Raw genomic sequence first — 13064 nt, forward strand, 5'->3', positions numbered from 1 at the left:
GAAAACCGGAGACAACAATATGGCGAATGCAAAAGGCAAAGTCACACAGATCATCGGGGCCGTCGTCGACGTGCACTTCGAAGATCAGCTGCCTGAAATTCTGAACGCGCTGGAAACCGAAAACAACGGCAAGCGTCTGGTACTGGAAGTTGCCCAGCACCTGGGTGAAAACACTGTCCGCACCATCGCGATGGACGCGACCGAAGGTCTGGTTCGTGGTGCTGAAGTGACCGACATGGGCGCACCGATCTCGGTTCCTGTTGGTAACGCCACCCTGGGCCGCATCCTGAACGTCGTTGGCGATCCCATCGACGAGAAGGGCCCTGTTGAGGCAACCGAATCCCGCGCCATCCACCAGCCGGCGCCGACCTTTGCAGAACAGTCGACCGAGTCGGAAGTTCTGGTTACCGGCATCAAGGTTGTGGACCTGCTGGCCCCTTACGCCAAAGGCGGTAAGATCGGCCTGTTCGGCGGCGCTGGCGTTGGTAAAACCGTTCTGATCATGGAACTGATCAACAACATCGCAAAAGTACACTCGGGCTTCTCGGTGTTTGCGGGTGTTGGTGAACGGACCCGTGAAGGGAACGACTTGTATCACGAGATGATCGAATCGAACGTTATTAAACCGGACAACCTGTCGGAATCGCAGGTGGCCCTGGTTTACGGTCAGATGAACGAACCTCCCGGAGCGCGTGCGCGTGTTGCTCTGACCGGTCTGACCCTTGCCGAGCAGTTCCGCGACCAGTCCGGTACCGACGTTCTATTCTTCGTCGACAACATCTTCCGCTTTACGCAGGCGGGTTCCGAGGTTTCGGCTCTGCTGGGTCGTATTCCTTCGGCGGTGGGCTACCAGCCGACACTGGCCACTGACATGGGTGCCCTGCAGGAACGCATCACCTCGACCAAGTCGGGCTCGATCACCTCGGTGCAGGCGATCTACGTGCCTGCGGACGACCTTACCGACCCTGCGCCGGCAACCTCATTCGCTCACTTGGATGCGACTACCGTTCTTAACCGTGCGATCTCGGAAAAGGGTATCTACCCTGCGGTTGACCCGCTCGACTCGACTTCGCGTCTGCTCGACCCGGCCATCGTTGGCGAAGAGCATTATCAGGTTGCGACCGATGTTCAGCAGATCCTTCAGCGCTACAAGTCGCTGCAGGACATCATCGCCATCCTTGGCATGGACGAGCTGTCGGAAGAGGACAAACTGACCGTGGCCCGTGCCCGTAAGATCGAACGCTTCATGTCGCAGCCGTTCGACGTGGCGCAGGTCTTCACCGGCTCGCCGGGCGTTCAGGTTCCTCTGGATGTCACCATCGCGTCGTTCAAGGCCGTTGTGGCTGGCGAATACGATCACCTGCCCGAAGCGGCCTTCCTGATGGTTGGCGGTATCGACGAAGTGATCGCCAAAGCGGAAAAGATGGCCGCAGAAGCCGCCTAAGGAGTATCCCTGATGGCAAACACGATGCAATTCGACCTCGTCAGCCCCGAGCGGAGCCTTGCTTCGCTTAGCGCGACGGCGGTCCAGCTTCCCGGCGCGGACGGGGACATGACGGCAATGCCCGACCATGCCCCCACCATCACTACGCTGCGCCCGGGCATCCTAAAGGTCGAAGCACCTGAAGGGTCCAGCGAATACCTGGTCACCGGTGGGTTTGCTCAGATCAATGGCGATGGCCTGTCGGTTCTGGCCGAAAAGGCGATCCCGGTTGCCGAAGTGACACGCTCACACCTGGACGATCTGATCGCCGAGGCACGCGCGTCGCACGAGGCAGCGAAGGAAGGCGATGATCAGTCCATCGTTGACGACGCTGCCAAGTTGCTGGCCGACATGGAAGCCCTTGGAACGCATATGAGCCTGTAAGGCTCTGGCAATTCTTGTGATTTATAACGGCTCCGCCTGCGCGGGGCCGTTTTTTTGTCGTGATTTTGCCGAGGCCGCAGGATAGGTGTAAGGAATACAAAGACAAAGACATCAACAATGAAGACTTTTCGAACCCACCCTATTGGTATCGACCAAGGCGAGTCAGTGCTGTTTTCCGATTTCGCTGATGGCGGCGATATGTGGACGGGCGAGGGGCCACGCGAACGGCGGTCTGCTATCCTCTTCAGTCAGCCATTTCGAACCGCACCGGTGGTTCAGATTGGCGTGTCTTTATGGGATGTGGACACGTCTTCGGCCCTGCGCGCCGAGGTGACGACAGCGGACGTTACCCCCGAGGGTTTCATTGCCGCATTCCGCACATGGTCAGATACACGGATTGCCCGGATACGGGTGACCTGGACGGCAATAGGCGAAGTAGCGCATGAGGATGATTGGGATATCTCGTGAAGTTCAAGCGTCATCAATTTGGAAAGTTGGAGGCGCAGCTTCAGTCGCGATTGAATAGGGAACTCACATTGCCGTTCCTTGAACAAGACTTGATTGTCACAGCAAGGGTAAGGCGTGAACGCCTAACGCCAATCAGCGCGGTTCAGTAAACGAGGCACTACGTGCAACGGTGTCTGCGATAACTGGTGGAAATCCCATGCCAACATTGTGACGTGGCTAGATACGGATGTCAGGGCCATTTGCTAATAGGCTGCCGCCACTTGCGAACCGGTTGAAAGAAATTGTCAGTCTTCAATCATATCCACGCGTGTCGCGTGACGGCCGCCTTCGAACTCGGCGGTCAGAAAGGCATCGACGATATCCAACGCCTGACCTTCACCGACAACACGCGCACCGATGGACAGCATGTTGGCATCGTTATGCTGACGGATCATCCGGGCCGAGAACGCGTCGGAGCAAACACCACAGCGGATACCGGGCACTTTGTTGGCGGCCATCATGATGCCCTGTCCGGTGCCGCACAAAACGATCCCCAGCTGACACTCGCCCGAGGCTACGGCCTGCGCGGCGGCTTTGCCGTGCTTGGGGTAATGCGTGCTTTCGGGAGTTGTAGGGCCGATGTCCACCACTTCCCATCCATTTGCCGCAACATGGGCGGCAACAGCCTGACGCAAATCAATGGCTGCGTGGTCACTGGAGAGAACGATGCGTTTGTTGACTGTCATGGGACTTTCCACAGATAACCACGCTGATTCTCGTGGCAGGTAGGTCGCGGGCGCGGAGGCCTGCAAAGGGAAGGGCGGCCCATAAGGACCGCCCGATCCAAACTTAGTCCATGTGGTACATAGACTCGTAGATCGGGATCAAGGTCTTGTCTTCGAATAGCGACGACACGCTGGTACCGTTCCAGATATTCAGGATCGCCTGCGTGAAGATCGGAGACGTTGGTACGATGCGGATGTTCTTGGCTTTTGCGATCTCTGGGGTTGGCTGGATCGTGTCGGTGAGCACCAACGACTTCATTACCGAATTGGTTACGCGTTCGACTGCCGGGCCGCTCATGACGCCGTGTGTGATGTAAGAGTGCACCTCTTTCGCACCATTATCCATCAGTACCTGAGCCGCTTTGCACAACGTGCCGGCAGTGTCGCACATGTCGTCTACGATCAGGCAAATCTTGTCTTTGACATCGCCGATCACGGTCATTTCTGCCACTTCGCCAGCCTTTTCGCGTCGTTTGTCAACGATCGACAAGGGAGCGCTGATGCGTTTGGCAAGTTCACGTGCACGGGCCACACCGCCCACGTCGGGCGAGACAACCATAAGTTCATCCAGGTTGTTCTTGAACTGGTGTTTTACATCCAGTGCAAAGATTGGCGAGGCATAGAGGTTGTCGACCGGCATATCGAAGAACCCCTGAATCTGCGCTGCGTGCAGGTCCATGGTAAGGATCCGCTCGATCCCTGCACCGGTCAGCATGTTGGCCACCAGCTTGGCGCTGATCGGCGTGCGGGCCTTGGTGCGGCGGTCCTGTCGGGCATAACCGAAGTAGGGGATAACAGCGGTGATCCGTTGGGCCGATGACCGGCGCAGCGCGTCGGCAATGATCAGCAGCTCCATCAGATTGTCATTGGCGGGGTTCGAGGTTGGCTGAACGATGAACATGTCCTCGCCACGCACGTTTTCGAACACTTCGACGAAAATCTCGCCGTCATTGAACCGTTCAACTCTCGCATCGACCAGACCCTGATCGACGCCGCGATACAGGCTCATGCGGCGAGCTATGGATTCGGCAAGCGGAAGATTTGCGTTCCCAGCGATAAGCTTGGGTTCGTTGAGTGTCGGCATCGGCTGAGGTCCCCGGGCAGCAATGGCAAATGTGACAGATTCGTGATGTTGACACCGCTTAGCATGGCCTTACCGTCCAGCAAAGGTAACGCAGCGGAGAAAGTGCACATGGCCCGGATTGACTACTATTTTGCGACAATTTCGCCATTCACCTATTTGGCAGGTGAGCGGCTGGAGGAGGTCGCGGCCAAGCATGGCGCGACGATCAATTACAAACCGCTGGATATCATGGCGCTGTTCGGGCGTACGGGGGGAACGCCGCCAAAAGATCGCCACCCGTCGCGCAATGAATACAGGGCGCAGGAACTGCTGCGCCAATCCAAGAACCTGGGAATAGAATTCAATCTGCAACCGGCGCATTGGCCGACCAATATGGCGCCGTCGTCCTATGCGGTGATTGCAGCGATGAAGGATGGGGCAGGGGATGTAGGTAAGTTGGTCCAGTCCTTGCTGCGGGCCTGTTGGGCCGAGGAAAAAGACATCGCACAGGATGATGTGATCCGCGATTGTCTGACGCAGGCGGGCTTTGACCCAAATCTGGCAGACAGTGGCCTGCTGGTCGGTGCCGAAACCTATGCCGCCAATCTGGAAGAGGCCGTTGAACGCGGCGTCTTTGGCGCGCCGTTCTACATTACTGAGGATGGCCAGCGGTTCTGGGGGCAGGACCGTTTGGATGATCTGGACCGGCACCTGACCGAGGCCAAGGGTTGACCGGCATGCCAGTCAAAGCAGGTCGAGGAAACGGTCGATATCGTCGCTGCTGATCGACCAGTCACAGACCAGACGGCAGGCGAGCGTCTCTTCGTCACTCGCCCCGTCAAGTTCGGCCCCCCAAAGGTGGTAGATCGCCCCGGCCTCATGCAGTTGCCTGTGCCGGGCGCGGGAAAACTGGGCGAATACCATGTTGGCCTGCGGCTCGTGCAGGAAAGTCGCGCCCTTGGCACGCAGGCCGTCGGCCAGGTGGGCACAATTGGCGTTGGCCTTACGTGCCGTAGTCAACCACAGGTCATCCTGCAAATAGGCTGCCATCTGTGCGGACAGATAGCGATGTTTTGAAAACAGATGCGCACCGCGCTTGCGCCGCAGTTCAAACTCCCAGGCTTTGGATTCGTCAAAGAAGACAACTGCCTCGACCCCCATCAAACCGTTCTTGGTGCCGCCAAAGCTGACCGCATCGACGCCCGCTTTCCACGTCATTTCGGCCGGAGAACAGTTCAGCGCGACCAAAGCGTTTGTGAACCGAGCTCCATCCAGGTGGACGGGCAGGTCAAACTCCTTTGCTACGCCGCACAATGCCTGCAACTCCTCCAGCGAATAGACCGAGCCGCGCTCGGTCACCTGGGTGATCGACACCGGTCCGCGTTGCGGACCATGCACACCGCGGGTTTCTTCGGCCAGAATGGAACGGCGCAGCGCTTCGGGATCCATCTTGTCGCCGCCGGGTACCAACGTCAGCTTGGTGCCGCTGTAGAATTCCGGCGCGTTGCATTCATCCTCGTGGATATGGGCGACGGGCGAACAGAACACCGTCTCCCATGGCTGTGCCAACGTAGCCAGAGCCAGCGAGTTTGCCGCCGTTCCGGTGGCCACCAGATACACTGCCGCACCGGGCGCTTCAAAGATGCCGCGAATACGATCCCGCACCTCATTCATTAGCGTGTCGGCCCCATAGGCCATCTGATAGCCCTGATTTGCTTCGTTCAAAGCGGTCATGACCTGCGGATGAACCGGCCCGGAATTGTCAGAGGCAAAATACATCAGCTGGGCTCCTCGATGATATAGTCTTCCCATTCTTCGATGGGTGTTTCAAACTCGGACACCGTGCGCCCCTGAACCGAGATTCCGGCAGCGTGAACACTGTCTGCTGTACCTGATATCAATGGGTGCCAGTCGTAAAGAGGTTTCCCTTCCCACAACAGCCTGTAAGCGCACGTTTGCGGCAGCCAATAGGCGTGATCGTCGATATTGTCGGGCTTCATCACGATACATTCCGGCACGAACTGGTGGCGGATATCGTATTGGGTGCAGCGGCAGGTCTCATCATCCAGCAGACGGCAGGCGACGCAGGTCAGGGCCACCTCGCCTGTGTCTTCGTCTTCAAGCTTGTTCAGACAACACTTGCCGCAGCCGTCGCAAAGCGCCTCCCACTCTTGCTCGTTCATCTTGGTTAGGGGTTTGCGTTCCCAGAACCGGGGGCTCAGGCCAGTGCGATCAATAGGATCGGCGGTCATAGCGTCGCCAGCAGTGTTCGGGCCTTGTCACAATCAGAGTTCATTTGTGCAATCAACCCGTCCAGCCCGTCGAAGGTCAATTCAGGTCGTAGATATTCAACCAGACCAATCGATAGGGTCGCACCATAAAGGTCGCCTGAAAAGTCGAACAGGAACGTTTCGATATTCGGCACTTCGCCCTTAAACATTGGCCGCGTCCCGACCGAGGCCGCGCCTTGATAGCTGCCTTGATGCGGGCCGTCCAACACATCGACCAGCACCGCGTAGACGCCGAATTTTGGCGGGTGCAGACCTTCGATGGACATGTTGGCGGTCGGGAAGCCCAACTCGCGGCCACGTTGTTCGCCGCCGATCACCGGACCCTCGATCCGATGCCAATGGCCCAGCATGGTTGCCGCATCGCGAGGGCGGCCTTCGGTCAGCGCTGTACGGATCGCGGTGGACGACACGATATTCTCGGACCGCTCCATCAAAGGTGCGATGGTGACGCCAAAGCCCATTTGTTGACCGAACCGAACCAGATCATCCGCCGTACCGCTGCGCCCCTTGCCGAAACAGAAATCGGCACCGACAACCACATGCGACAGGCCCAACCCGTCGCAAATCACGTTCGACGCGAATTCTTCCGGAGTCAGCCCGGCAAGGGCGGAATTGAAGGGCAGTTCATATAATTTCTTGACACCCAGCTTTTCCAGCCGGTGCGCACGGGCATTGCAGCGCATCAGGCGAAAAGGCGGGGCTGCGGGTGCGAAATACTCGCGTGGGTGCGGCTCAAAGGTCATCACCCCCAAGGGCGCATCCGGCGCGGCATTGCGGGCCAGTTCGATCACAGACTGGTGGCCGATGTGGACGCCGTCAAAATTCCCGATCGCCACGCTGGCGCCGCGGTCCTGAGGCTCGATGAACTGAAAATCACGGATGATGCGCATAGCATCTGCCTAACGGGACTGTGGGTCGGGTTCAAGCATCTGATTGCATTGTCACTGTGTGGGATGATCGGCCAAAAAACGTCTGGCCCATTCCCGGTTTGTCGAGTCTGCCAGCTTGTCGGTGGCGGGCGCGATCTCGGCACCCCGCGCGGGATCGATCCCCAGCAGGTATAGTACATCGGTCAAAACGCCAATTGGATCGTTTTCAAGTTGTTCGTAATGGATGATATGTGGCGTGATCTGCTGCGCGGCGAACCAGTCACGCCAGGCCGCATCCGCTTCTTCAAGCTCAGCCATGTATCGGGCGATGTCGATCGGATCGTAAACCGGGTGGGCAGGTGGGGTGAGACGCTCCAACTCGGTCCCATCTGCGTTGCGGAGCCACAATCCGGTCTGTTCGGCTTTCACAATCGAAATAGCCTGTTCCAGCTTGTTGCGGTGATTAAGGTAAATGAAGCAGACCTCACCAAAGGTGGCTTTCAGCCTGGCTAGGTCATCCCCGGCGGTCGGGTATAGAGCGCGCAATTGCTGAAGAAAGAAGGCCCGACTTTTGCCTTGCAGGCGCAATCCGAAGATGTCTGTCCCGGCTTTTCCCTGGTGAATGGCCTCGGCAAAGATTGCGCGCAGGGTGCTTTTTGTATCCGGAAACGCGCTGCGATCCAGATCGTAATACACCATCCATTCTTCCAGGGTCGGGGCTTGAAAGTACGAATCCGGTTTTCCTGCGCAACCCGAGGCGGCTAGTAGCTGGCATAGCAAAGTGCTGCCGCTGCGCGGGGTCGTGCAAATTAAGTAGCTGTCAAAATTGTTCACCGACCCGGGTCTAGACCGGGCCGGTGAACGAAACAAGGCTGGTAAAGCTGTGCTTTGGATCAGTCGAACTTGCGCGACGGGGCCAGAACCATTGCTTCGCCGACCAGAACCTTTTTGCCATCTACGGCGCAGTGGCAATCCAGTTTCACCCGACGCTTGGCAAAATCGATGTCGATCACTTTGACTTCGGCATAGACCATGTCACCGGGGCGCACTGGGGCCAGGAATTTCAGCGACTGACCCATATACACGGTGCCGTGGCCGGGCAGTTGTTCGCCGATGACGGCCGAGATCAGGCCCGCCGTCAGCATCCCATGGGCGATGCGCCCCTCAAAGATCGTGTCGCGGGCATAGTCATCATCCAGATGCACCGGATTCCGGTCGGTCGAAACCTGCGCAAACATCTCGATATCTTCGTCAGTCACCACTTTGCGCAGGTGACGGGTCATGCCCATTTCGATGTCTTCAATACAGATCGTGCCGCGCGGAAGATTGTCCAACATGTCGCCCTCACTAGAATCCGTTGAGCAACAAAAGGATCAATGTTGCCCGTGTTCGGCAACTTTATTACTTCGCAAGCGCAGAAAATCAAGCCTTTTCTGCTTATCTCAGGCGACCGATTGTATAGGTGGGATTTATATTTTCCCTTGCGATGTAGTCAGTTAGCGATTCGTGGTGCGGATGATGCTCAGTTTTTGTTTCTGCAGCGGCCAATCCGCCCGAGATAAACAGAGAATCAATCCCCTCACCCATGCCGCCCAGAATGTCGGTATGGGGGCCATCACCGATCACCAAAATGTCGCCATCGGGGATGTCGTGGCCCAGTTCTTGCAGCCTACGGCGGGCCAGATCATAGATCGGCGGGTGGGGTTTGCCGAAGTACAGGCTTTCGCCGCCCATCTCCGTATACAGTTTGGCCAGCGCCCCGGCACACCATTCGCGCACCTCGCCCCGGTCGACCACAATATCGGGATTGGCGCACAGCAGCTTCATGCCCTTTTGCTTGGCATAGAGGAAATCCGCTCGGTTGACGGACGGGTCCGCCATCGGATCAAACGGACCGCAACAGACGATCCCTTCGGCCTCATCCAGCGGGACCCGTTCGATGTGGATCGGGTGGTGCAGTATTTTCAGCGGCTCAAAGAACCCCGCATCGCGCTGCCATTCGCCCATGAAATAGACCTTTTCCCCGACGGCGCCCCGGAACATCGCCGACCGCGCAGAATCGCCGCTGGTGGCGATGGTGTCATAGGCATCTTCGGGGACGTTGAATTGCACCAATTGTTGGGCAACGCCCGCGCGGGGTTTCGGAGAGTTCGTCACCAGCAGGACAATCCCGCCTTTCGCACGATAGGCTTTGAGGGCAGCGACGGCCTCGGGGAAGGCGGTGATGCCGTTGTGAACACAGCCCCAAAGGTCAACGAACAGTGCTTTGTAGCGGTCGGATATGTCGGACAGGGCGTGGACGATCTGAGTCATTGAGGACCTCGGGCGAGTTGAATGCAAGGTTGCGTCAGCTATTGCAAAGCTGACGGGCTTTGACCATCCCGCAATGCCAATTGCCGCCGTTAAATGGCTGTGTCGGTCAGTTTTCTTCGCTGATCTCGTCGACATCCGGAGCCTGCTGGACGGCATCGGTGCCCAGAATGACTTGCGCGCCAATCCTGTTTTGGAACCGCACCACCACCAGATAGCCCGGACCCAATTGATCTTGAAGGATTTCGACCAAAGGTGTCTCGCGCAGGCTTTCTGGCAGCAATCCAGCGACCGAGGAGACTTTGTAAGCCGCTTCAATCGGCAGGTCGACGATCAGCCAGATATCTGCCTGCTTGCGTTTGGCGTTTACGTCAATGCGGATGACCTCGACCGACACCGGGTCTGCCCAATCGCGGATGGCTTGTGCGACCTGAGCTTCGGTTCGGGTTTCGAGATAGCGATTATAGGTGGATTTGCCCAACTGCAAAACGACAAGAGCCAGAAAGGCCAATGTCACAGTCACACTGGCGGTAAAGTTCAGTTTCCGGCGACCTTTGCTGAAGACCATCGAGCGGGCTGCGTACACGATATAAACCGCGCAGGCGGACAGGATGATCGCGCCAAGGTTGGTGGCGAACAACAACCCGGCCTCATACGCCTCGCCCGGTTCGCCGAAATACAGCAGAACGCCCGAGGCGGACAGGGGCGGCACCAGTGACACGCCGATGGCCGCGCCGGGCAGCAAGCTGGCTTCGGAGCGGTTGATTTGCACGTAAGCACCGGCGACGCCTGCGGCCAGAGCGACAATCAGGTCCTCGGTTCCGGGGTCGGTCCGGGCCAAGACTTGATCAGGGATCAGGATGCCGCGCGGGACATCTGCGACATAGACCAAGAGCCACGCGAGCAATACGCAAAGAATGGCCGCACCGCAGACAATCAGAGCCAGATAGAACGCACGCCCCAGCCACCCCATGACCATAGCCGCCGCCACGCCCAATATGGGGGCCATCAGCGGCGCCACCAGCATTGCGGCAATCACCACCGCGCCTGAATCGCGAAGCATGCCCATCGTAGCGATCACAACCGATAGGGTCAGCAGTATCGCAAAGCGCCGCCAATAGGCTGCTCTGTCCTTGCCTTCAAACCGCAGGATGTCTCGGGTGGTGCTGAACTTGCGTGTACTCATATGCCGGAACTGATCCGCTACTTGCTCTCCTGACCAGAGTAGCAATGGAAGCGGATCGCGCAAATCCTATGCCTCAACAAAAAAAGGCGCCCCACTTGGGCGCCTTTTCTTTAGAAAGATCTAAAGATCAGACCTTGAGGTTCGGAATGATCTGCTTTTTTCGGCTCATGACGCCCGGCAGGACCACGGCGTCGCCGTTGACCGATGCGCCAAAGCTTTTCTCGGCCACGCCTTTGACTAGATCGTTCGGCACCAGCAGAGTGGCCTCTTCGTTCAGAATGTCGACCACGAACAGCAGCACCTGATCGACGCCGTCCTCGCTGGCCACACTGACCATCGAGTCCGCCAGGCTGGCCTTGCGGTCCAGCACGACGCCGGGGGCCGTGGTTTCCAGAACCGAGACGCGGAACTTGGTGCCGTCGACCTCGTATTCTTTGCTGTCCATGCGGATCAGTTCGGCGTCCGAGAAGGACGATACATCCGATTTTGCCGCGAACATGTCGGCGGCATAAGCCGATACGTCCAGGCCCAGTTCAGCAGCCAGTTTCTCGGCCACTTCGCGATCATGCGCAGTGGTGGTGGGCGAGCGGAACTCCAACGTATCCGACAGGATGCAAGTCAGCGCCGCGCCTTTGATGGCGTCGGGCATCTTGGCTGCGTCGTCGCCCATCAGGTCGACCATGATGGTGGCGGTGCAGGCCAGCGGGCGCACGGTGATGTCGATCGGGCCTTTGGTCTCCAGGCCGCCGACCAGCTTGTGGTGGTCGATGATGGCTTGGATATCGGCACTGTTGATGCTGGCGGGCAGTTCGGCCGGGTTGTTGGTGTCAACGATGACAACCGGCGCGTCGGCTTCGACGTCGTCGATGATACGCGGCTTGGGCAGGTCCCAGCGCTGCAGCATGAACGCGGCTTCGGTGTTGGGCTCGCCCAGCAGAACGGGCTCGGCCTGTTCGCCTTTGACTTCGTTCAGGTACCACGACCACAGGATCGGTGAGCCTGTGGAGTCGGTGTCGGGAGATTTGTGGCCAAATACAAGGGTTGTCATGTCAGCGTCCTGAGGATGATAATTTGCGCGCCTTATAGGGCGGTCCGCCGGGGTTGTCACCCGGCAGAATCCTTGCTGCGACGGTTGGTCTGTCTTTCGCCGAGCACGATCAGAATGGCGCGCGGGTCAAGATATATCCAGCCTGCTGCAATTGGTTCAGCAATCCATGCGTGCCGCCTAGATGTCCAGCACCCACGGCGATCACTGCGGTCTGATCTTGAATGTCCAGAATCCTCGGCATCCAATTGTTGTTTCGCCCGACCAGTAAGTGCTGTTCGAACGCCTGCCATTCTTCGTCAAACACTTCCGGCGACATGCCAGAATGCTCTCGCGCCAAAATACGGCCTAGTTCGATGGATTGTGCGTGATTTTCTTCGAAATATGAGTTTGTCATGGTGGCCAGCTGGTCGTCGCTGGTTTCGTACGAATTGACCCACCGCGCTAGCGATTCCGCCTGTTCCTCAATCGAGTGGAGTTCAAACATGGTCATCAGTTCCTCAGTGCTCTCCAGCGAAAATTGAGGGATGCCTTGATCTTCGGCTAAAACGGTCAGACGCGCATCCAGCCCATGATTGGCGTTCGGGTCCTGAAGTAGGCATGTAGGCATGGCCAGAGTCATGCCCAGAAACCAGGGGCGCATTTTCGCTCCCATCCAACTGGGTATGCCGCGTTCGGCCAGGGCGGAAGACAGGGTTGTCCAAGCCTCTTCGGGTAGTAGGTCAATCAAGGTGGGGCCGGACGTAATCAAGATCGGGCTTGGGTCCAGAGCCAGTTCCTTTTCCCAGGCCTTCATCTCGTCTTGGGTCACTTCGAAATAAAATGCATCGGCTTGGCTGAGTGTTGGCGTCAGGTTTGCGACAATTGCATCCATGCGCGGATCGTTCAGGTGCATCGTGCCTATCAGGTGCAGCACCGTTGTGCCCTTTGTTGCGATCCAGCGGTTGCCTTCCGCAAATGGGACGTTGGTCAGGGTTTCTTTCAGCTCGGCGCGGGCTGCAGGTGACAATTCGCCCGTTAGATCGCGCCCCTCGCAAGCTGCGTGAACCGTGACGGGCAGCAACAGGCAGATCACCAGCAGAATTATGCGCATGTGGAAATTTCCTTTGAAATCAGAGTTGCTGAAATACTGCCTCGGCAGGTGAATGGGTGCAAGGCCGATTGGAAAGCTGCGCCTGGTGTCTGGCATTCCGCCGCAAAT

The 13064-nt window shown here is 57.9% G+C and carries 15 protein-coding genes; 4 read left to right on the top strand and 11 right to left on the bottom strand.

Annotation, left to right across the window (positions count from 1 at the left end):
• Positions 1 to 19 precede the first annotated feature (19 nt).
• The 3 genes from atpD (at position 20) to ACR0JB_RS00295 (ending at position 2335) form a co-directional block, all read left to right on the top strand.
• Complete coding sequence (gene atpD / locus ACR0JB_RS00285; protein WP_170347820.1) at positions 20 to 1444, top strand: F0F1 ATP synthase subunit beta; 1425 nt, start codon at positions 20 to 22, stop codon at positions 1442 to 1444.
• A 12-nt stretch (positions 1445 to 1456) separates the two neighbouring features.
• A complete protein-coding gene (locus ACR0JB_RS00290) occupies positions 1457 to 1867 on the top strand; it encodes a F0F1 ATP synthase subunit epsilon (RefSeq protein WP_170395384.1) in 411 nt (136 codons plus the stop codon).
• Between the two features lie 117 nt (positions 1868 to 1984).
• Positions 1985 to 2335: an H-type lectin domain-containing protein gene (locus ACR0JB_RS00295; RefSeq protein ID WP_480789600.1), complete on the top strand. Its 351-nt coding sequence runs from the start codon at positions 1985 to 1987 to the stop codon at positions 2333 to 2335.
• 284 nt (positions 2336 to 2619) lie between these two features.
• Here ACR0JB_RS00295 and rpiB read toward each other — a convergent pair whose 3' ends face one another.
• Positions 2620 to 3060 (bottom strand): ribose 5-phosphate isomerase B, encoded by a 441-nt coding sequence (gene rpiB / locus ACR0JB_RS00300; protein ID WP_170395388.1) that lies wholly within the window; start codon positions 3058 to 3060, stop codon positions 2620 to 2622.
• 103 nt (positions 3061 to 3163) lie between these two features.
• The gene (locus tag ACR0JB_RS00305) at positions 3164 to 4183 is read right to left on the bottom strand and encodes a ribose-phosphate pyrophosphokinase (protein ID WP_170347825.1); all 1020 of its coding nucleotides are present in this window, start codon (positions 4181 to 4183) and stop codon (positions 3164 to 3166) included.
• Positions 4184 to 4291: 108 nt separating this feature from the next.
• Between ACR0JB_RS00305 and ACR0JB_RS00310 the strand changes: the two genes are divergently transcribed.
• On the top strand, positions 4292 to 4894 hold the full coding sequence (locus ACR0JB_RS00310; RefSeq protein ID WP_170374231.1) for a 2-hydroxychromene-2-carboxylate isomerase: 603 nt from the start codon (positions 4292 to 4294) through the stop codon (positions 4892 to 4894).
• A 12-nt stretch (positions 4895 to 4906) separates the two neighbouring features.
• On the opposite strand, the gene ACR0JB_RS00315 is transcribed toward ACR0JB_RS00310, so the two are convergent.
• The 9 genes from ACR0JB_RS00315 to ACR0JB_RS00355 form a co-directional block, all read right to left on the bottom strand.
• Entirely contained in the window at positions 4907 to 5941 is a 1035-nt protein-coding gene (locus tag ACR0JB_RS00315; protein WP_170577316.1) for a threonine aldolase family protein, read from the bottom strand.
• The gene (locus tag ACR0JB_RS00320; protein WP_170577318.1) at positions 5941 to 6414 is read right to left on the bottom strand and encodes a YcgN family cysteine cluster protein; all 474 of its coding nucleotides are present in this window, start codon (positions 6412 to 6414) and stop codon (positions 5941 to 5943) included. Before ACR0JB_RS00320 ends, ACR0JB_RS00315 begins: the two co-directional genes overlap by 1 nt.
• The gene (locus ACR0JB_RS00325) at positions 6411 to 7343 is read right to left on the bottom strand and encodes a bifunctional riboflavin kinase/FAD synthetase (protein ID WP_170547941.1); all 933 of its coding nucleotides are present in this window, start codon (positions 7341 to 7343) and stop codon (positions 6411 to 6413) included. Before ACR0JB_RS00325 ends, ACR0JB_RS00320 begins: the two co-directional genes overlap by 4 nt.
• Positions 7344 to 7394: 51 nt before the next feature.
• The gene (locus ACR0JB_RS00330) at positions 7395 to 8156 is read right to left on the bottom strand and encodes a Stf0 family sulfotransferase (RefSeq protein ID WP_480789601.1); all 762 of its coding nucleotides are present in this window, start codon (positions 8154 to 8156) and stop codon (positions 7395 to 7397) included.
• A gap of 59 nt (positions 8157 to 8215) precedes the next feature.
• Positions 8216 to 8659: a MaoC family dehydratase gene (locus ACR0JB_RS00335; protein ID WP_058275996.1), complete on the bottom strand. Its 444-nt coding sequence runs from the start codon at positions 8657 to 8659 to the stop codon at positions 8216 to 8218.
• 100 nt (positions 8660 to 8759) lie between these two features.
• Positions 8760 to 9635, bottom strand: coding sequence for a TIGR01459 family HAD-type hydrolase (locus ACR0JB_RS00340; protein WP_170395396.1), 876 nt, complete (start codon positions 9633 to 9635; stop codon positions 8760 to 8762).
• 106 nt (positions 9636 to 9741) lie between these two features.
• Positions 9742 to 10818, bottom strand: a complete 1077-nt coding sequence (locus ACR0JB_RS00345) for a DUF389 domain-containing protein (RefSeq protein WP_480789602.1) — start codon at positions 10816 to 10818, stop codon at positions 9742 to 9744.
• Between the two features lie 127 nt (positions 10819 to 10945).
• Complete coding sequence (locus ACR0JB_RS00350) at positions 10946 to 11866, bottom strand: manganese-dependent inorganic pyrophosphatase (RefSeq protein WP_170395400.1); 921 nt, start codon at positions 11864 to 11866, stop codon at positions 10946 to 10948.
• 109 nt (positions 11867 to 11975) lie between these two features.
• Complete coding sequence (locus ACR0JB_RS00355) at positions 11976 to 12956, bottom strand: TraB/GumN family protein (RefSeq protein WP_170395402.1); 981 nt, start codon at positions 12954 to 12956, stop codon at positions 11976 to 11978.
• Positions 12957 to 13064: the final 108 nt, after the last annotated feature.

Source organism: Ruegeria sp. BI7, assembly GCF_056537925.1.

What these genes read in the sequence shown, in the direction of transcription:
- atpD (WP_170347820.1), top strand. Translation starts at nt 20, where the DNA reads ATGGCGAATGCAAAAGGCAAAGTCACACAGATCATCGGGGCCGTCGTC.
- ACR0JB_RS00290 (WP_170395384.1), top strand. Translation starts at nt 1,457, where the DNA reads ATGGCAAACACGATGCAATTCGACCTCGTCAGCCCCGAGCGGAGCCTT.
- ACR0JB_RS00295 (WP_480789600.1), top strand. Translation starts at nt 1,985, where the DNA reads ATGAAGACTTTTCGAACCCACCCTATTGGTATCGACCAAGGCGAGTCA.
- rpiB (WP_170395388.1), bottom strand. Translation starts at nt 3,060, where the DNA reads ATGACAGTCAACAAACGCATCGTTCTCTCCAGTGACCACGCAGCCATT.
- ACR0JB_RS00305 (WP_170347825.1), bottom strand. Translation starts at nt 4,183, where the DNA reads ATGCCGACACTCAACGAACCCAAGCTTATCGCTGGGAACGCAAATCTT.
- ACR0JB_RS00310 (WP_170374231.1), top strand. Translation starts at nt 4,292, where the DNA reads ATGGCCCGGATTGACTACTATTTTGCGACAATTTCGCCATTCACCTAT.
- ACR0JB_RS00315 (WP_170577316.1), bottom strand. Translation starts at nt 5,941, where the DNA reads ATGTATTTTGCCTCTGACAATTCCGGGCCGGTTCATCCGCAGGTCATG.
- ACR0JB_RS00320 (WP_170577318.1), bottom strand. Translation starts at nt 6,414, where the DNA reads ATGACCGCCGATCCTATTGATCGCACTGGCCTGAGCCCCCGGTTCTGG.
- ACR0JB_RS00325 (WP_170547941.1), bottom strand. Translation starts at nt 7,343, where the DNA reads ATGCGCATCATCCGTGATTTTCAGTTCATCGAGCCTCAGGACCGCGGC.
- ACR0JB_RS00335 (WP_058275996.1), bottom strand. Translation starts at nt 8,659, where the DNA reads ATGTTGGACAATCTTCCGCGCGGCACGATCTGTATTGAAGACATCGAA.
- ACR0JB_RS00340 (WP_170395396.1), bottom strand. Translation starts at nt 9,635, where the DNA reads ATGACTCAGATCGTCCACGCCCTGTCCGACATATCCGACCGCTACAAA.
- ACR0JB_RS00345 (WP_480789602.1), bottom strand. Translation starts at nt 10,818, where the DNA reads ATGAGTACACGCAAGTTCAGCACCACCCGAGACATCCTGCGGTTTGAA.
- ACR0JB_RS00350 (WP_170395400.1), bottom strand. Translation starts at nt 11,866, where the DNA reads ATGACAACCCTTGTATTTGGCCACAAATCTCCCGACACCGACTCCACA.
- ACR0JB_RS00355 (WP_170395402.1), bottom strand. Translation starts at nt 12,956, where the DNA reads ATGCGCATAATTCTGCTGGTGATCTGCCTGTTGCTGCCCGTCACGGTT.